This is a genomic window from Saccharothrix sabaoui (assembly GCF_051756985.1).
GTDB lineage: Bacteria > Actinomycetota > Actinomycetes > Mycobacteriales > Pseudonocardiaceae > Actinosynnema.
Window position 1 is genome coordinate 1 of sequence record NZ_JBPKJK010000005.1, and the last position, 19,733, is coordinate 19,733.

Here is a 19,733-nt window from a genome sequence, read left to right on the forward strand (position 1 = left end):
GCCTCGGCGAGCCGCTTCGCCTCGCGACCGTCGAGCTTGAGCCTGCGGTCGAGCAGGTCGAGCTGCACGCCGGTCGCGTACAGCCGCTGGATGATCACGTCGTGCAGGTCGCGCGCGATGCGCTCGCGCTCCTGGTAGACCGCGATGCGCTGGCGCGCCGTCGACCCCTCGGCCAGCACCACGGCGAGGCCGGCCTGCGCGGCGAACGCGGCCAGCACGTCGACGGTGTCCGGGCTGAACGGCCGACCGCCCTTGCGCCGGTACACGGCGAGCGCGCCGATCTTGCGCTCCTTCGTGCCGAACGGCGCCACCGCGAACGGCCCGTAGGACCGCAGCTCCTTCGGCACGAACGGCGCGGTGCGCGGGTCGGTGGTGAAGTCGTCGGCGACGACGGGCACCCCGGTGCGGGCGGCGCGGGCGGCCGACGAGCGGTTCGACAGGACCACGCCCACCGGGTCGTCGTCGCCCGAGAACCCGCCGGAGGACGCCTCGACGGTGAGCGTGCCGTCGTCGGTGGTGACCATGGCGAGGCCCAGGTCGGCCTCGGCGAGTTCGACGGCGCTGCGCACGACGAGCGGCAGCACGGCGTCCGGGTCGTCGCCCGCGAGCGCCGCGGAGGTGATCTCGGTCGAAGCGGCGAGCACGCGTGCGGGGTCCACGGAGGTCAACGGTATGCCCTGGCCGCGACGCGCACCCGGCCCCCGGCGACGTCCAGCACGAGGTCGGCCCGGTCCGCCTCGGCGGGGCGGTGGGTGATGTGCACGACGGTGCGGTCGCGCAGCACGTCGTCGAGCCGGTCGAGGAGGGCGCGGGCGGTGGGTTCGTCGAGGTGGGCGGTGGGTTCGTCGAGCAGCACGAGGTCGGCGTCGTGCAGCACGGCGCGGGCCACGGCGACGCGCTGCGCCTCGCCGCCGGACAGCAGCGTCGGACCGATCACCGTGTCGAGGTCGAGGTCGGGCCGGGGGTCGAGGCCGGCCACGCCGAGCGCCCACCGCAGCCGGTCGTCGTCGGCGTGCGGGTCGCCGAGCCGCAGGTTCTCCCGCAGGGTGGTCGTCACCAGCATCGGCTCCTGCGGGCACCACGCGACGCGCGCCGGCCTCGCCACCGTCCCCCGCTCCGCCCCGACGAACCCGAGCAGCAACGCGAACAGCGTCGACTTCCCGGCTCCCGAGGGCCCCACCACAGCTGCTTTTGTCCCCTTCGGAAGATGCACGGTCACGTTCGCCAGCGTGCTTTCCGCACTTCCGGGCCAGCGCGCGGTGACATCGGACAGCACCACGTCCGCACCGGAAGCAAGAACGATTGAATCGTCCGATTGTTCAACAATCCTCCCGTAGGACTCGCGCAACGCGGCCCGGTGCTGCGCGGCGGCCGGGAGGGCGCCGAGGACCTCGGCCAGGGCGAGCGGCACGAGGCCGAGCACCGGCACCCACAGCGGGTCGACGCCGCCGGCGAGGGCGAGCCCCGTGCACACGGCGGCGGCCAGGCCGGTGGTCAGGTGCACGATCCCGGTGGCCGCGCCCGCCCCGAGGGCCTGCCGGCGCGCCGCCCGGGCCAGTGCGGCGTCCCGGGCGGCCAGGTCGGCGCGCACGGTCCGGTCCGCGCCGAAGGCGATCAGGTCGGGCGCGGCGGTGAGCAGGGTCAGCACCCGCTCCGACACCTCGCGCCTCCCCCGGGCCAGGGCGGTGGTCGCGCGCCGCTCGGCGAGGACGGCCACCACCGGCGCGAGCACGCCGCCCACCGCCAGCGCGACCGCCAGCGCGACCCCGGCGGCCGGGTCGACCAGCGTGAACAGCACCACCGCGGCCAGCGCCGTGCCGAGCGCGACCAGCGGCGGCTGGAGGACGCGCGGCAGCAGGTCGCGGACGGTGTCGACGTCGTCGACGAGCCGGGTCAGGTCGGCCCGGCCGGGGCGCAGCGACCGCCACAGCCGCACCCGCAGCGCCTCGGCGTGCCGGAACGCCGCGTCGTGCGACACCAGCCGCTCCAGGTAGCGCAGCACGCCCTTCGCCAGCGCGAACGTCCGCACGCCCACCACCAGGACGGACAGCGTCAGGATCGGCGGCTGGGTGGCGGCCTTCGCGATCAGGTACGCCGCGACGGCGGTGAGGGCGACACCGCTCAGCGCCGCCGCCGCACCCAGCAGCGCGCCCGCCACGAGCCGACGCGTCGGACGTGGGGAATGAGGGATTGTTGAACGATCCGACGTGTGAGCGATTGAGCGGCCGGGAATGGTGTCGTCGGATTGTTGAACAATCCTGTGGGTGGACAGGAGGACGGCTGTGCCGGAGGTCGCGGCTTGCTGGATCGCGGCCATGACGCGGGTGGCGGTGGCGGGGTCGAGGTGGGCGGTGGGTTCGTCCAGGAGGAGGACGGTCGCGCCGTCGCGGACCTTGGTGAGGGCGCGGGCGAGGGCGACGCGCTGGCGTTCGCCGGTGGACAGCTCGGCGATCGGGCGGTGGGCCAGGTGGTCGGCGGCGACCGAGGCGAGGACGTCCCGGTCCACGCGGCCGGTGGTCAGCTCCAGCTCGTCGGCGACGGTGCGGCCGGCGAAGGCGGGGCGCTGCGGCACCCAGGCGATGGCGTCGCGGTCGACGGTCACCGAACCGCCGTCCGGCCGGACGTAGCCGAGGAGCACGTCGAACAGCGTGGACTTGCCCGCACCGCTGGGCGCGTCGAGGCGGTGCACCTCGCCGGGGCGCACCCGCAGGCTCACGCCGTCCGGGGCGTACCGGCCCCGGCGGCGGACGCGCAGGTCGCGCACCTCGACACCGCTGGGGGGCGATGCGGGAACCGGGGGCAGCTCGGGGGTGGGGTCGGCGGGGCGCACGGGGATCTCGGCGACCCGGCGCACGGCCTCCACGCCGTCCTCCGACGCGTGGTGCGCCGCACCGGCGGCCCGCAGCGGCAGGTAGCACTCGGGCGCGAGGATCAGCACCACCAGGCCCACGGCCAGCGTCATCTCCCCCGACACCAGCCGCAGGCCGATGCCGACCGCGATCAGCGCCACCGACAGCGATGCCGCGATCTCCAGCACCAGCGCCGACAGGAACGCCACCCGCAGCGTGCCCATGGTGGCCTTCCGGTACCGCTCGCCGACCTCCCGGACCGCGCCGGCCTGCGCCGCCGCGCGCCCGAACGCGGTCAGCACCGGCAGGGCGCGCACGAGTTCCGCGAGCCGCCCCGACAGCCGTTCCAGCGCGGTCGCCGCCGCGGCGACCCGGGCCGAGGTGAACTTGCCGATCAGGATGGCGAACACCGGGATCAGCGGCAGCGTCACGGCGATCAGCACGGCCGACGTCGGGTCGGTCCACAGCACCCACGCGCCGACCAGCGGCGGCACCACGGCCGTCGTCACGAGCGCGGGCAGGTACTTGGTGAAGTAGGCGTCCAGCGCGTCCAGTCCCCGGGTCGCGAGGACCGCCAGCTCCGCGGGGCCGCGGTCGACGATCCAGCCGGGTCCGAGGGCGAGCGCCCGGTCCAGGACCGCGGCCCGCAGCTCCTCCTTCGCCCCGGCCGCCGCGCGCGCCGCCGCGGACTCCGTGGCCCACGCCAGCAGCGCGCGCACCACGACGGCCGCCGCCAGGACCCACAGCGATCCGCCGGACACCAGCGCCGACGCCAGCGCCACGGCCTGCCACACCAGCGCCCCGGCCGTCAGGGCGGCCAGCAGCGCGCACAGGACCAGCGCCCGGCGCGCCGCCCCCGAGAGGGCGGGCAGCGCGCCGAGCGGGCCTTTCCCCGGCTTCGTGGCGGAAGGGGCTCCGGGGAAGCTCATGACGTGCCCGACGGGCGCGACGGGCGCGACGGACCCGCACCGGGGGCGGGCGCGTCGACCACGGGGGCGTCACCGGTGGGCACGTGCACCGGCGGGATGTGCCGGGTGCCGATCCGCTTGCGGAACACCCAGTAGGTCCACCCCTGGTAGACGAGCACGGCGGGCGTGCCGAACGCGGCGACCCACGTCATCACGGTCAGCGTGTACGGCGAGGACGCCGCCCCGGCCACGGTCAGCGACCACGCCGGGTCGAGCGTCGACGGCAGCACGTCGGGGTGCAGCGCGCCGAACAGCGCGGCCACCGCCGCCGCCACCGCGACGCCCATCAGCGCGAACGCCTGCCCCTCGCGCCGCAGCGCCAGCCGGGCGTACGCGCCCAGGGCGGCCAGGGCCACCGCGATCGACGCGCCCCACGTCCACACCGAGCCGGACCGCAGCTGCACGGCCAGCAGCAGCACCAGCAGCGGCAGCAGCGCGAACGGCGCGACCTTCAGGGCCAGCGCGCGGGCGCGTTCCCGCACGTCGCCCTCGGTCTTGAGGGACAGGAACACCGCGCCGTGCACGAGCGCGTACCCGGCCACGGCGACCGCGCCGAGCAGCGTTTCCGGCCGGACCGAGGCGAACGGCGAGCCGACCCGGTCGCCGACGGCGTCCAGCGGCAGGCCGAACACGGTGGTCGACAGGAGCAGGCCGACGCTCAGCGCCGCCGCCCACGACCCGCCGACGATCACCCGGTCCCACGTGCGCCGCCAGCGCGCCGAGTCGACCTTGCCGCGGTACTCGAACGCGACCCCGCGCCCGATCAGGGCCAGCAGGAACAGCACCAGCGGCAGGTAGGCGCCGCTGAGCAGCGAGGCGTACCAGGCGGGGAACGCGGCGAACGTCGCGCCGACCGCCACCAGCAGCCACACCTCGTTGCCGTCCCACACCGGGCCGATGGTGTTGATCACCACGCGGCGCTCGGTCTCGTCGCGGCCCAGCACCGGCAGCAGCATGCCGACGCCGAAGTCGAAGCCCTCCAGGAACAGGTAGCCCAGCCACAGCAGGGCGATCACGCAGAACCAGAACGTCTCCACGGCTCTCCCCGCTCAGTACGCGAACTGGAGGTGGTCGGACTCGTCGCGGCCCGGTCGCCCGCCGTCGCCCGGCGGTTCCCCGGCACCGCCGCCCGGTGCCGGCAGCACGCCCGCGACCCCCGCGCGGACGTACCGCCGGACCAGGAACACCTCGACGCAGGCCAGCACCCCGTAGACCAGCGTCAAGGCCACCAGCGAGGTCAGCACCTCGCCGACGGTCGAGTTCGACACGGCGCGCGCGGTGAACATCCACACCCCGTCCACGCCGGTCGGGTTGGGCACCACCACGAACGGCTGGCGCCCCATCTCGGTGAAGATCCAGCCGAAGCTGTTGCCCAGGAACGGCGTCGCGACGCTGCCCAGCGCGAACCACCTGAACCAGTTCCCGCGCGGCACCCGGCCGCCGCGGGTCAGCCACAGGATCGCCAGGCCGGACGCCACCGCGATGCCGCCGAACCCGATCATGAACCGGAAGCCCCAGTAGGTGACGGGCAGGTTCGGCACGTAGTCGATCGGCTGCCCCGACAGCTCGCCGAGCCGCTCGTCGACGGGGTAGTGGGTGCCGTACTTCGCCTGGTACTCGGGCACCAGGTCCTCGATGCCCTTGACCTCGGTGGAGAAGTCGTTGTGCGCGAGGAACGACAGCAGCGCGGGCACCGTGACGCTCTTGACGTTCTCGCAGTCCGGGCGCGACACGTCGCCGACCGCGAACACGGAGAACGAGGCGGGCTCCTCGGTGTGGCACAGCGCCTCGGCGGCGGCCATCTTCATCGGCTGCTGCTCGAACATCAGCTTGCCCTGGAGGTCGCCGCTCACCGCGAGACCGGCGAACGCGACCACCCCGACCCACGTGCCGAGCTTCACCGACGCGCGCCAGACCGCTCCCTCTTCGGTCCGCCGCCACAGGTGCCACGCCGCGATGCCCACCAGGAACGACGCCGCGACGGCGAACGCCCCGAAGACGGTGTGCGGGAACGCGGCGAGCACGGTGTTGTTGCCCAGCACGGCCCAGATCGAGGTGAGCCGCGGTCGCCCGTCGTCCAGGACGACGCCCACCGGGTGCTGCATCCACGAGTTCGCGGCCAGGATGAAGTAGGCCGACGCGATCGTGGCCAGCGAGAACGCCCAGACGCAGGCCAGGTGGACCCTCTTGGGCAGGCGGTCCCACCCGAAGATCCACAGGCCGAGGAACGTGGACTCGACGAAGAACGCGACGAGGCCCTCCATCGCGAGGGGCGCGCCGAACACGTCCCCCACGAAGCGCGAGTAGGCCGACCAGGTCATGCCGAACTGGAACTCCTGCACGATGCCGGTCACCACGCCCATGGCGAAGTTGATCAGCAGCAGCTTGCCCCAGAACTTCGTCATGGCCAGGTACTTGCGGTCGCCCGTGCGCACCCAGGCCGTCTGCATCCCCGCGACGAGCAGCGACAGGCCGATCGTCAGCGGCACCATCAGGAAGTGGTAGACGGTGGTGATGCCGAACTGCCACCGCGCCAGGTCGAGGACGTCCACGGCTATGAAGTTACGTCTGACCTGCGGTTCCGCTCAGGTACGAGGGTCCTGTCCGGGGCAGGACCAAGGTCCCGTCCCCCGCTGCCGCGAACCGCAGCCGCGCACCCACCCGGACGAGGACGGTCGGACGAGGGCGGTCAGGTCGAGCCGGACGGGGAACGGCACGTCGGTGGTGAAGACCCCCGTCACGTCACCGGGGTCCTGGTAGCCGAACTCGCCGGCGAGGTGGCAGGCCACCAGGGAGACCGGTTCGGCCAGGTCCACGATCCAGTAGTGGGGGATGCCGGCGTCCGCGTACTCGCCCCGCTCCACGACCCGGTCCGTGCGCTTCGACCCCGGCGAGACGATCTCCAGGACGACCAGGGCGTCGGACGCGCGGAGCATCCCCCCGCGCGCCACCGCCTCCCGGGGGACGACGAGCAGGTCGGGACGGCGGGAGAAACCCGGGTCACCGCCGCAGCGGCGACGGGCTGGGCGACATCAGGACCCGACCTTCTTGCAACTCGGAGTAGCCGGCCTCGACCTCTCCGAGCGCGGCGTACTCGGCGACCGTGAACAAGTGGGGCTCGTTCGCCGAAGGCTCGGGCAGAGCGGTCACCTGGTCCTCCTCGCGTCACGCCGATTGTCGCACACGCAGCGTAGCGTTGCTCTAACGCAACGCATCCGCGACCTCCTGGGCCGCCCGCACCACGTGCGGCCCCACGACGTCACCGTCCAGCTCCTCCAGGGCCACCACGCCCACGCTGGCCCGCAGTCCGGGCACACCGCGCACGGGCGCCGCGACGCCGAACGCGCCCGGTTGCAGCTCGCCCGTCGAGTGCACCCACTGGCGGCCCTCCGCGGACAGGCCGATGGCCTTCCCGGCCGCCCCCCGGTGCACGGGGTGGCGCGACCCGACCCGGTAGGCCACGTGGTACGCCGTCCACGACGGTTCGACGACCGCCACGGCCTGCGCCTCCGACCCGTCCGCCACGGTCAGGTGCGCGGTCGCGCCCACGTGCTCCGCCAGGGTCCGCAGGGCGGGCTGGGCGGCCAGCCGCAGCTGCGGCAGGACGTTGGACGCCAGGCGCAGCACGCCGAGGCCCAGCCGGACCTTGGAGCCCTCGCGCCGCACCAGGCCGCGTGACTGCAACGGCACCAGCAGCCGGTACACGGCGGCGCGCGACGCGCCGATGGCCGCCGCCAGCTCGCTGATCGACGGCGCCTCGGACTCGGCGTCGGCCACCGCCTGGAGCAGGGCCAGGCCCCGCTCCAGGGTCAGCGAGCTCTCCTTCGACGCCGGGGCCGGCACTCGTCCGCGCGGATCGGGTCTGACCACGGTCTACCTCTCGACGACGGCACCGCCACCGGCACCGGCGACGGCGGGCGCGATCGTGCCGACCACCTCGGCCAGCCCGACGACCGAACCGCCCTCCCCGGGTGCGGTGGCGGTGATGCGCACCTCGTCACCGTCCTCCAGGAAGGTCCGCTCACCCCCGCCGAGCGCGATCGGCTCCGTCCCGCCCCAGCTCAGCTCCAGGAAGGAGCCGCGCTGGTCGCGGTCGGGACCCGACACCGTGCCCGACGCGATCAGGTCGCCCGGACGGACCGTAGCGCCGTTCACCGACAGGTGCGCGAGCTGCTGGGCGAACGTCCACGACATCTCGCGGAACGGGGGCCGCGAGACGACCTCGCCGTTCCACTCGACCTCCAGGCGGATGTCGAGCCCCCACGGCCGTTCCTCGACGAGGTAGGGCAATACCGGGTTGGGCAGCGGCGGCGGGGTGACTCGGGCGACCGCGAACGCCTCCAGCGGCGTGATCCAGGCCGCCACGGACGTGGCGAACGACTTGCCGAGGAACGGGCCGAGCGGCTGGTACTCCCACGCCTGGACGTCGCGCGCGGACCAGTCGTTGACCAGGGCCACGCCGAACACGTGGTCCACGGCCTTCGCCGGGCTCAGCCTGGTCGCGACGGGCCCGCCGCACACGAAGCCGACCTCGGCCTCGACGTCGAGCCGCCCGGACGGTCCGAACACGGGCCCGGACGACGACCGGCGCTGGCCGTTCGGCCTGGTCACCGGGGTGCCGGAGACGACGACCGTGCCCGCCCGGCCGTGGTAGCCGATGGGCAGGTGCGTCCAGTTGGGGGTGAGCGCGTCGCCGTCGGGCCGGAAGATGCGCCCGACGTTCTCGGCGTGGTGGCGCGACGAGTAGAAGTCCACGTAGTCGGCCACGGTGAACGGCAGCACGGCGCCGTCCAGGCCCACCAGGGCCGCGCCGCGCGGGGCGGACTTCGCCGCCACCAGCTCGACCAGGCGGGCCCGCAGCTCGCTCCACGCGGGGCGACCGGCGGCCAGCAGGGGGTCCAGGGACGGGCCGGCGACCAGCGGCGCGAGCCGCTCGCCGAGGGCCAGGCCGCGCAGCGGCAGCGCGGAGTCGCCGACCCGCACCGCGACGCCGTGGTCGGCCAGCACGCCGTAGGGCAGCGTCTGGGGCCCGAAGGGGTCGTCCGCGGTGAACGCGGGGACGTCGACCCAGCTCACAGCAGCCCCAGGCGGTCGAGGTCGGCGATCGGCTCGTCCAGCGAGCACGACCCGTAGGAGGCGAACACGCCGCGGACGGCGTGCGCGGCCTGGTCGGACAGCGCCGCGGCCTCCTCGCCCAGCGCGGTCGAGTCGGTGCTGCCCAGCGCCTCGCGCACGTCGCCGCCGGACAGCGCCCGGGCGGTCGCCACCAGCAGGTTGAGGAACCCGTGGTGGGTGAACCCGGTCTTCTCGTCGGTGTGCCGGACGGCGTGGTGCAGGCCGGCGGTGGCCTTGAACGCCACCCCGCCGGAGCTGACCACCGACAGGAAGTCGGCGACCTCGTCGATGCTCGGGAAGTTCTCCCTGCTCACGCCGCCGCAGCGCAGCTTGGGCCAGCTGCCGTGCTCGATGACGCGGCGCACGCCGTCGAGCCACTCGGCGCCGCCCCGGCGCGGCTCGACGACGCGGATGACGTCCTCGGGCACGAACTCCGAGACGCGTTCCAGCCACACCTCGTCGACGTCGGACGGGGCGGGCATCTCGACCATGCGCAGCGCGAGCAGCTCACTGCGGGACTCGACGATCGACACGGCCTTGGGTACACCGCCCAGGCCGGTGTCGATGACCAGGGAGAGGGCGATGGGCTTGACCGGCTTGACCTTGATCAGCTCGGTGATGAGCTCGGCGAGTCGCGACGCTGGGCACAGGAACAGGCCGACCGCGCCGGCCCATTCCCCGCTGCGCGCGTCGAGGTGGCCGCGGACCGCGTCGGGCATGGAAGCGTTGCCCGGCGGGAACAGTGCGGCGTCGTCGACGAGCCTCGCGAGCAGGGGCGGAGTGCCGCGTGGACCGGGCGCACGGAGTTCGAAGGCGCTTGACACGGCTGACACGCTAGTGGCGTACCGGTCTATGAACAAAGATGTCCGACTATCGAACGCCCGGAGTGAGACGATGGCGTACTACCGCCAGGTCGGTGAGATCCCCCGGAAGCGCCACACGCAGTTCCGCGACCCGGAGGGGGGTCTGTACGCGGAGGAGCTGATGGGCGTCGAGGGCTTCTCGGCCGACTCGGCGCTGCTCTACCACCGCCACCTGCCCACCGCGATCGTCGACGCGGTGACCGTCGAGGAGGACCGCGGGCCCCTCGCGCCCAACCTCCCGCTCAAGCCCCGCCACTTCCGCACCCCCCAGCTGACCTGGGACGACGGCGCGGACGCGGTCACCGGGCGGCGCACCCTGTTCGGCAACGCCGACGTCGTCATCGGCTTCGTCACGGCCACCGCGCCGAGCCCCCTCTACCGCAACGCGACGGGCGACGAGCTGCTGTACGTGCAGGCCGGCGACGGGGTCGTGGAGACCGTCTACGGCGCGCTGGCCGTCGCCGAGGGCGACTACGTCGTGCTGCCCACCTCGTGCACCTACCGGGTCGTGCCGCGCTCGCCGATGAGCCTCCTGGTGCTGGAGGCGACCGGGCACGTCGGGCCGCCGCGCCGCTACCTGTCGGCGAAGGGCCAGTTCCTGGAGCACTCGCCGTACTGCGAGCGCGACGTGCGCGGCCCGACCGAGCCGCTGCTGGTCGACGGCGAGGACGTCGAGGTGCTGGTCAGGCACCGCGCCGGGCTCACCCGGCTCACCTACGCGCACCACCCGTTCGACGTGGTCGGCTGGGACGGCTGCCTCTACCCGTGGGTGTTCCACATCCGCGACTTCGAGCCCATCACGGGCCGCGTGCACCAGCCGCCGCCCGTGCACCAGACCTTCGAGGGTCCGAACTTCGTGGTGTGCTCGTTCGTGCCGCGCAAGGTCGACTACCACCCGCTGGCGATCCCGGTGCCCTACAACCACGCGAACGTGGACTCCGACGAGCTGATGTTCTACGTGGGCGGGAACTACGAGGCCCGCAAGGGCTCCGGCATCGGCGTCGGGTCCCTGTCGCTGCACCCGTCGGGCTGCACGCACGGCCCGCAGCCCGGCGCCGTGGAGGCGTCCCTCGGGGTGGACCACTTCGACGAGACCGCGGTCATGGTGGACACCTTCCGCCCGCTGGAGCTGGGCGAGGCGGCGCTGGCCTCCGAGGACCCGGCGTACGCCTGGTCGTGGTCGCGGCGGGGACCCGACCTCGGCTGATCGCCCCGCTGTCGGTGGTTACCTCTAACGTCTGCCGGCATGGACGTGCGGACGTTGCTCGGCACGGCGCCGGACGGGCAGGTGGCGAGCGCCGCCACCCGGCTCGCCGGGTCCTCCGGCTGGCACGGCACGGGGCGCGACGACACCGCCCTGTGGGGCCTGTGCGCGGGCAGCGGCGCGACCCCGTACCGGGTGTGCGTCGACCTCGGTGACCGCTCGGCGAAGTGCTCGTGCCCGTCGCGGAAGTTCCCGTGCAAGCACGCGCTGGCGCTCCAGCTGCGCGACGCGCGCGAACCGCTGCCGCCCGGCGAGGCGCCGGGGTGGGTTGCGGAGTGGCTGGCGCGGCGTGCCGGGGCGGTCGTGGTGGACGACTCGCCGGAGGCCGTGCGGCGGCGGGCCAGGGCCCGCGAGAAGACGGCCCTGGCCAGGCGGGACGCGGTGCGCGCCGGGGTCGCCGGGCTGACCGACTGGCTGGCCGACGTGGCCGGTTCGGGGATCGCCGGGCTGCCGTCGCGCGACGCCGCGTGGTGGCGCTCGGCCGAGGCCAGGATGGTCGACGCGCAGGCACCGGGGTTGGCGTCGGCGGTGGACGAGGTGCGCGGCGTCGTCGCGGCGGGCGGGCCCTCGTGGGCGCACGACGCGGCCGACCGGCTCGGCGGGCTGCACCTGCTGGCCGCGCTGGCGGAGTCGCCGGGGTTCGCGGACGTGGTGCGCCCCCGGCTCGGGTTCTCGGTGACCGAGGAGGAGGTCCGCGCCGGCCCCGGCTGGGCGGACCACTGGGTGCCGCTGCTGCGGCTGGAGTCCGACGACGGGCGGGTGCGGACCGTGCGGCAGTGGGTGTGGGGGCGCGCGCACGGCTGGGTGGTCGCGGTGCGGCACGCGGGGGGCGGGGCCGCGCCGGTGCCGGCGCTGGCGCACGGGGTGCGCGTGCGGGGGGTGCTGCACCCGTACCCCGGGGCGCCGCCGCACCGGGTGGCGGTGGGCGAGGTGTCACCGGAGCCGGGAGGGCCGGCGGCGGACGGGGTGGTGGGCGCGCCGGGGTCGTGGCGGGAGGCGCTGGCCGGGCTGGAGGGGTGGCTGCGCGCCGACCCGTGGCAGAGGCTGCACCCGCTGGGGTGCGCGGCGGTGCGGCTGACCGGGGACACCGGGCACCTGGTCGACGGGACCGGGCACGGGCTGCCGGTGCGGGCGGACCTCGCGCTCGACCGGGCGCTGGCGGTGACCGGCGGGGCGGCGTTCGACGCGTGGGGGCTGTGGGACGGGCACGCGCTGCGGCTGGGCGCGGTCGCCGGACCGGGCCGGGCGCCGGAGGTGCTGGGGTGACCGGAGGTGCCGGGGTGACCGGGGGCGCCGGAGGTGCCGGGGTGACCGGGGGCGGGAGCACGCCGGCGGACCTCGCCGCCGAGTGGGACGAGACCGTGCAGGCGGCGCTGGTCGGCGCGCACCGCGCGGGCACGACACCGGCCGCGCTGCTCGACCGGATGGCCGCGCTGGGCGTCGCGGCGCACGGGGCGTGGCTGCCGCCCGCCGTGGACGGGCCGCTGCTGGCCCCGGCGCCCGCGTCCGCCGACGTGCGCGCCGGGGCCGCCGCGCGGGACGTGCTGGCGCAGGTCCTCGCCCTCGACGACCACGTGCTGCTCACCGAGTGGTGCGGCCTGGCCCGCACGTCCGGCGTGACCGCCGACCCCCGCGAGCTGCCCGCCCTCCTCGGGCTCGGCACCGTCCACCCCGGGCTGCGGGCCGCGGTGACCGCGGTGCTCGGCGCGCGCGGGCGCTGGTTGGCGGGGCTGCGGCCCGCGTGGGCGTGGGCGACGGGGACCGTGCACGAGGACGTGGACCTGGAGCAGGCGCTCGACCTGCCCGGCGCCTCCCGGCCGGCCGCGCTGCGCCGGGCCCGCACGCGCGACCCGGCGGGCACGCGCGCGTTCGTCGCCGCGCGGTTCGACGCCCAGCGCCGGGCCACCGACCGGCAGGTGCTGGTGAGCGCCCTGGAGGCCGGGTTGGGCCCGGACGACGAACCGCTGCTGGAGCACGCCCTCGACGACCGGGCGATCGGCGTGCACGACGAGGCGCTGCGGCTGCTGCGCACCCTGCCCGGCTCGGCCCTCGCCGGCCGCGCCGCCGAACGCCTGCACCGCGGCCTGTGGTTCACCGACGACGGCTTCGACGTGCAGGACGACGAGCTGTGGACCGAGCTGTCCCCCGACCCGGAGGAGGCCCGCGACCTGCTCAAGGACGGCTCCGAGACCGGCGTGACCGGACGCGTCCGGGGTGCGGCGGCGAGCGTGCCGCCGTCCCACTGGACGAGCCGCCTCGACACCGACGACGCGGGCGCGGCGGCCGAGCTGGCGAAGGGGCCGTGGGCGTCGGCGCTGCTGCGGGGCGTGGCGCAGAACCTGCGGCTGGCCGTCGACGCCCGGCCGTGGGCGGTCGCGGCGACCCGGTCGCTGACCGGCATGGAGCAGCTGGAGATGCTCGCCGGGCTGCCCGCCGACCTGGCCGCGCGGACCGTGGTCGAGGTGTCCCGGCAGTGGAACTACGACCTGCTCGACCACGCGTGCTCGCAGCTGCCCGCGCCGTGGGGCCCCGGCGCGACCGCCGACCTGCTGGAGCGGTACGCGGCCATGCGCGACCCGAGGTGGCGCGCGGGACGGCCGCCGGCGGTGCTGCTGGCGCGCGGTGACGCCGAGGTGCTCGGCGCGCACTGGGACCGCATCACCGACCGCTGGCCCGAGCACACCGTCGAACTCGACGTCCTGCGGCTGCGGATGCGGCTGCGCGAGGCGTTCAACCACCAGGAGGAGAGCCCGTGACCGACACCGTGCTGCGGCCCGCCGCGGAACAGCAGTACGCCGCCGAGCTGACGGCCCTGGCCGCGGCGGACGACCGGCCGCGCCCCCCGCGCTGGCGGATGTCGCCGCGGGCCGTGGTCACCTACGTCCTGGGCGGCACGCTGCCGGACGGCACGGTGATCACGCCGAAGTACGTGGGCGACCGGCGGTTGGTGGAGGTCGCGGTGGGCACGCTGGTCACCGACCGGGCGCTGCTGCTGGTGGGCGTGCCGGGGACGGCGAAGTCGTGGCTGTCGGAGCACCTGGCGGCGGCGGTGAGCGGGGACTCCACGCTGGTCGTGCAGGGCACCGCGGGCACCGGCGAGGACCAGGTCCGCTACGGCTGGAACTACGCGCGGCTGATCGCCGAGGGGCCGTCCGAGGCGGCGCTGGTGCCGAGCCCGGTGATGACCGCGATGCGGACCGGCGCGGTGGCGCGCGTCGAGGAGCTGACCCGGATGCCCGCCGAGGTGCAGGACTCGTTCATCACGGTCCTGTCCGAGAAGATGCTGCCGGTGCCGGAGCTGGGCATCCGGGTGCAGGCGGTGCCCGGGTTCACCGTGATCGCGACCGCGAACGACCGGGACCGGGGCGTGAACCAGATGTCGTCGGCGCTGGCGCGGCGGTTCAACACGGTCGTGCTGCCGCCCCCGGCGACCGAGGACGCCGAGGTGGAGATCGTGCTGGCGCGGGCGGCGCAGCTCGGCCGGGCGCTGGAGCTGCCCGCCGAACCGCCCGCGCTGGAGGAGGTGCGGCGGGTGGTGCGCATCTTCCGCGAGCTGCGCGGCGGGTCCACGGCGGACGGCCGGACGCAGCTGAAGAAGCCCAGCGGCAGCCTGTCCACGGCCGAGGCGATCTCGGTGGTGACCAGCGGCATGGCGTTGGCCGCGCACTTCGGCGACGGCCGGATCACCGCCGACGAGCTGGCGTCCGGGCTGCTCGGGGCCGTGGTGAAGGACCGGGTGTCGGACCTCGCGGCGTGGCAGGAGTACCTGGAGGCGGTCGTCAAGGAGCGCGCCGACTGGCGCGACCTGTACCGGGCGTGCCGGGACCTGGTGGGCTGATGGACCGACCGCTGCCGGACCGCGTGGCGCTGCTCGGCATCCGGCACCACGGGCCGGGGTCGGCGCGCATGGTCACCGCGGCGCTGGAGGCCGCGCGGCCCGAGGTGGTGCTGGTCGAGGGGCCGCCGGAGGGCGACGCGCTGCTGGGGCACGTGCCGGGGCTGGTGCCGCCGGTGGCGCTGCTGCTGCACGACGAGGCGGAGCCGGCGCGGGCGGCGTTCTGGCCGTTCGCCGAGTTCTCGCCCGAGTGGCGGGCGGTGGTGTGGGCGCGCGCGCACGACGTCCCGGTGCGGTTCTTCGACCTGCCGGCGGCCGTGACGCTGGGCGAGTCCGCGGCGGAGCCGCCGCGGGCGGTGACGGACCCGCTGGGGGTGCTCGCCGAGGCGGCCGGGTTCGACGACCCGGAGCGGTGGTGGGAGGACGTGGTCGAGCACCACCGCGACCCCACCGACCTGGCCGAGGCGGTGGCGGAGGCGATGGGCGCGCTGCGCGAGGAGTTCGCCGACCAGGTGGACGAGCGGACGCTGCTCCGCGAGGCCGCGATGCGGCAGAACCTGCGGCAGGCGCTCAAGGAGTTCCCGGGGCCCGTCGCGGTGGTGGCGGGCGCGTGGCACGTGCCCGCGCTGCGGGTGCTCGGTCCGGCGTCGGTCGACGCGGCGGCGCTGCGGGGGCTGCCGCGGCGGAAGGTGTCGGGGACGTGGGTGCCGTGGAGCCACGGGCGGTTGGCGGCCGACTCCGGGTACGGGGCCGGGGTGGCGTCGCCCGGCTGGTACGCGCACCTGTGGGAGTGCGCGGAGCGCGGCGACGCCGTGGCGCGGTGGTTCGCGCGGGTGTGCGGGGTGCTGCGGGCCGAGGACCTGCCGGCGTCGACGGCGGGCGCGGTGGAGGCCGTGCGGCTGGCGGACGCGCTGGGCGCGTTGCGCGGGCGGCCGTCGCCCGGGTTGTCGGAGGTGATGGAGGCGGCGCTGGCCGTGCTGTGCGGCGGCGACGAGACGCCGTTGCGGCTGGTGCGCGAGCGGCTGGTGGTCGGGGAGCGGCTCGGCGAGGTCGGGGCGGACGTGCCCAGGTCGCCCCTGGCGGCCGACCTGGCGCGGTTGCAGCGGCGCCTGCGCCTGCCGCCGGCGGCGGAGGCCCGGCAGCTCCGGCTGGACCTGCGCAAGGACACCGACCGCGAGCGCTCGAAGCTGCTGCGGCGCCTGGACGTGCTGGGCGTGCCGTGGGGGGTGCCGGACGCGACGCGGGGGCTGGGCACGTTCGCCGAGGCGTGGCGGCTGCACTGGCGGCCGGAGTTCGAGGTCGCCCTGGCCGCCGCCGCGCGGCACGGCACGACGGTGGAGGCCGCCGCCCGGCGGGTGCTGGTGGCGGACGCGGACGCGGCGACCCGCGTGGTGGGGGCGGCCGAGGCCCTGAGCCGGTCGGTGGGGTGCGAGGTGCCCGAGGCGGTCGCCGCGGCGCGCCGGGCCCTGGACCGCTGCGCGGCGGCGGCGACGGACGCGGTGGAGCTGCTCGCCGCGCTGCCGGACCTGGCCGCGACGGTGCGCTACGGCTCGGTCCGCGGCACGGACCCGGACCTGCTGCGGGTCGCGCTGCACGGGTTGCTGGCGCGGGGCGCGGTGGGGTTGCCGGTGGCGTGCCGCGGGGTGGACGACGACACGGCCGAGCGCGCGCTGCGGGCCGTGGACGGTGCGGACGAAGCGGTGCGGCTGGCGGCCGACGACGAGCACCGGGACACGTGGCGGCGGGCGCTGGGGGCGCTGGCCGCGATGCCGGACGCGCACGGCCTGCCGAGCGGTCGGGCGACCCGGCTGCTGTGGGAGGCGGGGGTCATGACGTCGGACGACGTGGCCGTCCGCCTGCACCGGGCGGTGTCGGGCACGGTGTCCGGCGCGACGGGAGGCGGTTCGGCCGCGTCGGCCGGCGCGGGGGCGACGGCGTTCGTGGCCGGTTTCCTGCGCGGGTCGGCGGCGCTGCTCACGGCGGACCCGCGGCTGTTCGCCGTGGTCGACGGGTGGCTGTCCGGCCTGACCGGGGCCGATTTCGAGGCCGCGGTGCCGCTGCTGCGGCGGGCGGTGGCGGAGTTCAGCCCGGCGGAGCGGCGGATGCTCGGCGACCGGGTCCGCGCGTCGGGCGCGAGCGGGGGCAGCGGGCGTGCGGGCCTCGGCGGGCGTTCCGGCGGGGGCTGGGACGGGGCGGTGGCCGGGCGGCTGGTGGAGCACGTCCGGGGTCTCCTCTCGCGGTCCGCAGGGGCAGCGGGCTCGGGGTCGGCGGGAGCAGCTGGGGCGGCAGGGGCGGCGGGGTGATTGGGCCGGGTGGGTGGGTGGAGCGGGTGGCGGGGGTGGTGGTCGGGGGTTCCTCTTCGTTTCTAACCGATGGGCGAGATGGCGGTTACGTACATTGATCACCCGGATGAGTGAAGGGGCAGCACCGTGACCAGCGAAGACGATACCGAGCGGTTGCGGCGGTGGCGGTTGTTGCTGGGGGGTGCGGCCGGGGATCTCGGGGCGTTGGGCGAGGACGACCGGCGGCGGGACTCGGCGTTGACCGGGTTGTACGGGGGCGGGGCTCCCGGTGACGCGCCCGAGGCCGGTGGCAAGCGGAGCGCGGGGTTGGGCGGGTCGTCGCCGGTGCTGCACCGGTGGTTGGGGGACGTCCGCACGTACTTCCCCAGCTCCGTGGTGCAGGTGATGCAGCGGGACGCGGTGGAGCGGCTGGGGTTGCGGCAGCTGCTGCTGGAGCCCGAGCTGCTCGCCGGGGTCGAACCGGACGTGTCGCTGGTCGGCACGCTGGTGTCGTTGTCCGGCGCGATCCCGGCCCGCACCCGCGACACGGCCCGCGCGGTGGTGCGGAAGGTGGTCGAGGACATCGAGCGCCGGTTGGCGGAGCGGTTGCTGGCCGCCGTGCACGGGGCGGTCGACCGCTCCCGCCGCACGAGCCGGCCGCGGTTGTCCGACGTGGACTGGAACCGCACGGTCCGGCGCAACCTGCGGCACTACCAGCCGGAGCAGCGGACGGTGGTGGTGCAGGACCTGGTGGGCAACAGCCGGCGCAGCAGGCAGTCGTCGCTGCGGGACGTGGTGCTGCTGGTGGACCAGTCGGGGTCGATGGCCGAGTCGGTCGTGTACTCGGCGGTGCTGGGCGCGTCGCTGGCCTCGCTGAAGTCGGTCGACACCCGGTTGGTGGTGTTCGACACCGAGGTGGTGGACCTGACCGAGCAGCTCGACGACCCGGTGGACCTGCTGTTCTCGACGCAGCTGGGCGGCGGCACGGACATCAACCGGGCGGTCGCCTACGGCCAGTCGCTGGTGCGCCGCCCGACGGACACGGTGATGGTGCTGATCAGCGACCTGTTCGAGGGCGGGGTGGCGGAGGAGCTGCGGCGGCGGGTGCGGGAGCTGGTGCGCGGCGGGGTGACGGTGGTGGTGCTGCTGGCGCTGTCGGACAGCGGCACGCCGGCGTACGACCACGAGCTGGCGGCGCAGCTGTCGGAGCTGGGGGCGCCCGCGTTCGCCTGCACGCCGGACCGCTTCCCGGACCTGTTGGCCACGGCGATCAGGCGGGAGGACGTCGCGGCCTGGGCCGAGCGGGGCGGGATGGCCGTGGGGCGGTAGCCCGCACAGCCGGAATCCACCCGGTCGGAATCCGCGCGGCCGAAATCCGCGCAGCCGGAATCCACCCGGCCGAAATTCACGCGGTCGGGGGAACCCGTCGGGGGAACCCTCAGCGGATGACCACGCGGCCCAGGGTGAGGAACGGCGCGCCGCGCGTCAGCACGGCGGCCCGGCCGCGCGGGTCGGGTCCGGCCATCCACACCTCGCCGCCGCGGCGGATGTTCTCGCGCACCCGCTCCGGGATCTCCCACAGGCGCAGGAACGTGCGGTCGGAGCCGGCGGTCTCCAGGTAGGTCTGCCGCCCCACGCGGGTGCGGCCGGGCACGAAGTGCACCGGCACGGCGTGCCGCGGGTAGGTCTCCAGCAGTCGCCGCAGGCTGCGGCGGGTGAGGAAGTGCCGCAGGCCGGGCACGGCGAGTTCGAGGCACAGCGGCGTGAGCACGAAGACCCAGCGCGAGCCGAGCCACTCGGACACGAGCCACAGCACGACGACGGCCACCAGGGCGAGCCCGATGAACCCCACCGCCCGCCGGTCAGCACCGGTCAGGCACTTGCGCACCCACGTTTCGCCCACCACTGCTCCCAGCAAACCAGAAGGTCACCCACGGGGTCGGCCGGGAAGACGATCAGCAAACCTCAGGCGCGCACGACGCGGGCGGGGAACAGCCTGGGCACGCCGCGGAACGTGACGACGGCGTTGCCCGCGCCGTCGGCGGCGACGACCCAGGCGCGGCGGTGCCTGCTGATGCGGCCCCGGACGAGGGGGCCGGCGCTGACGTCGAGGACGACGGGGTGCTCGCCGTGGACGACGAGCCGCCCGGCGCGCCAGTGGACGCGCACGTGGACCCAGGCGTGGTGGCCCAGTTCGCGGGGCAGCGACGGTCGCCGGGCCAGTCCGATGCCGGTGACCAGGGCGGAGAACGCGAGGAGCAGCAGCGGCAGGGCGGAGGTCACGTCGAGCGCGAAGATCAGGACGAGCTGGAGGACGAACGCCGCCGCGCCGAGGACGACCCACCAGAACGCCCGCCGGCCGGCGATCTCCAGGCAGTAGCGGGTCCACCGGTCGTCGAGGGCCGCGCCCTCGGTGGACGGCGCGCTCGGCACGACCACCAGGCCCACCTCCCCGGCCCGCGTCCGCCCGGCGCTGATCAGGTTACGGCGACCGTCACCCGGACGGGATCGGCCAACCGGCGCACGGTGGCGGGAGCCCTTACCCTGCGGTGCGCCG

The 19,733-nt window shown here is 75.5% G+C and carries 15 protein-coding genes and 1 pseudogene; 6 read left to right on the forward strand and 10 right to left on the reverse strand.

Features of this window, described 5'->3' with window-relative positions:
• The 8 genes and pseudogenes from ACR807_RS02670 to ACR807_RS02705 form a co-directional block, all read right to left on the reverse strand.
• Positions 1-668, reverse strand: a 668-nt coding sequence (locus ACR807_RS02670) for a GAF domain-containing protein (RefSeq protein ID WP_438919557.1), incomplete at its 3' end; no start/stop codon positions are given.
• The gene (cydD, locus tag ACR807_RS02675; RefSeq protein WP_438919558.1) at positions 665-3,778 is read right to left on the reverse strand and encodes a thiol reductant ABC exporter subunit CydD; all 3,114 of its coding nucleotides are present in this window, start codon (positions 3,776-3,778) and stop codon (positions 665-667) included. The genes ACR807_RS02670 and cydD, both read right to left, overlap by 4 nt.
• Positions 3,775-4,854 carry a cytochrome d ubiquinol oxidase subunit II gene (gene cydB / locus ACR807_RS02680; RefSeq protein ID WP_438919559.1) on the reverse strand — a complete coding sequence of 360 codons (1,080 nt, stop codon included), beginning with the start codon at positions 4,852-4,854 and terminating at the stop codon, positions 3,775-3,777. Before cydB ends, cydD begins: the two co-directional genes overlap by 4 nt.
• Positions 4,855-4,866: 12 nt before the next feature.
• Entirely contained in the window at positions 4,867-6,369 is a 1,503-nt protein-coding gene (locus ACR807_RS02685; protein ID WP_438919560.1) for a cytochrome ubiquinol oxidase subunit I, read from the reverse strand.
• A 126-nt stretch (positions 6,370-6,495) separates the two neighbouring features.
• Positions 6,496-6,967, reverse strand: a pseudogene (locus tag ACR807_RS02690) (Uma2 family endonuclease); the annotation flags it as partial.
• Positions 6,968-7,018: 51 nt separating this feature from the next.
• Entirely contained in the window at positions 7,019-7,687 is a 669-nt protein-coding gene (locus ACR807_RS02695; protein ID WP_438919561.1) for an IclR family transcriptional regulator, read from the reverse strand.
• A gap of 3 nt (positions 7,688-7,690) precedes the next feature.
• Complete coding sequence (locus ACR807_RS02700; protein ID WP_438919562.1) at positions 7,691-8,893, reverse strand: fumarylacetoacetate hydrolase family protein; 1,203 nt, start codon at positions 8,891-8,893, stop codon at positions 7,691-7,693.
• Positions 8,890-9,756 (reverse strand): hypothetical protein, encoded by an 867-nt coding sequence (locus tag ACR807_RS02705; protein WP_438919563.1) that lies wholly within the window; start codon positions 9,754-9,756, stop codon positions 8,890-8,892. The genes ACR807_RS02700 and ACR807_RS02705 overlap by 4 nt, the downstream gene beginning before the upstream one ends.
• 70 nt (positions 9,757-9,826) lie before the next feature.
• Between ACR807_RS02705 and ACR807_RS02710 the strand changes: the two genes are divergently transcribed.
• The 6 genes from ACR807_RS02710 to ACR807_RS02735 all read left to right on the forward strand — a co-directional run bounded on the left by ACR807_RS02710 (position 9,827) and on the right by ACR807_RS02735 (position 18,505).
• On the forward strand, positions 9,827-11,002 hold the full coding sequence (locus tag ACR807_RS02710) for a homogentisate 1,2-dioxygenase (protein WP_438919564.1): 1,176 nt from the start codon (positions 9,827-9,829) through the stop codon (positions 11,000-11,002).
• Positions 11,003-11,041: 39 nt separating this feature from the next.
• The gene (locus tag ACR807_RS02715; RefSeq protein WP_438919565.1) at positions 11,042-12,325 is read left to right on the forward strand and encodes an SWIM zinc finger family protein; all 1,284 of its coding nucleotides are present in this window, start codon (positions 11,042-11,044) and stop codon (positions 12,323-12,325) included.
• Positions 12,326-12,366: 41 nt separating this feature from the next.
• Positions 12,367-13,815 (forward strand): DUF5691 domain-containing protein, encoded by a 1,449-nt coding sequence (locus ACR807_RS02720; protein ID WP_438919566.1) that lies wholly within the window; start codon positions 12,367-12,369, stop codon positions 13,813-13,815.
• Complete coding sequence (locus tag ACR807_RS02725) at positions 13,812-14,897, forward strand: ATP-binding protein (RefSeq protein ID WP_438919567.1); 1,086 nt, start codon at positions 13,812-13,814, stop codon at positions 14,895-14,897. The genes ACR807_RS02720 and ACR807_RS02725 overlap by 4 nt, the downstream gene beginning before the upstream one ends.
• Positions 14,897-17,197 carry a DUF5682 family protein gene (locus tag ACR807_RS02730; protein WP_438919568.1) on the forward strand — a complete coding sequence of 767 codons (2,301 nt, stop codon included), beginning with the start codon at positions 14,897-14,899 and terminating at the stop codon, positions 17,195-17,197. The genes ACR807_RS02725 and ACR807_RS02730 overlap by 1 nt, the downstream gene beginning before the upstream one ends.
• A gap of 126 nt (positions 17,198-17,323) precedes the next feature.
• Complete coding sequence (locus ACR807_RS02735) at positions 17,324-18,505, forward strand: VWA domain-containing protein (protein ID WP_438919569.1); 1,182 nt, start codon at positions 17,324-17,326, stop codon at positions 18,503-18,505.
• A 109-nt stretch (positions 18,506-18,614) separates the two neighbouring features.
• Here the strand turns inward: ACR807_RS02735 and ACR807_RS02740 are convergent, their stop codons facing one another.
• Positions 18,615-19,079 (reverse strand): hypothetical protein, encoded by a 465-nt coding sequence (locus tag ACR807_RS02740; protein ID WP_438919570.1) that lies wholly within the window; start codon positions 19,077-19,079, stop codon positions 18,615-18,617.
• 62 nt (positions 19,080-19,141) lie between these two features.
• The gene (locus ACR807_RS02745; RefSeq protein ID WP_438919571.1) at positions 19,142-19,615 is read right to left on the reverse strand and encodes a hypothetical protein; all 474 of its coding nucleotides are present in this window, start codon (positions 19,613-19,615) and stop codon (positions 19,142-19,144) included.
• Positions 19,616-19,733 lie beyond the last annotated feature (118 nt).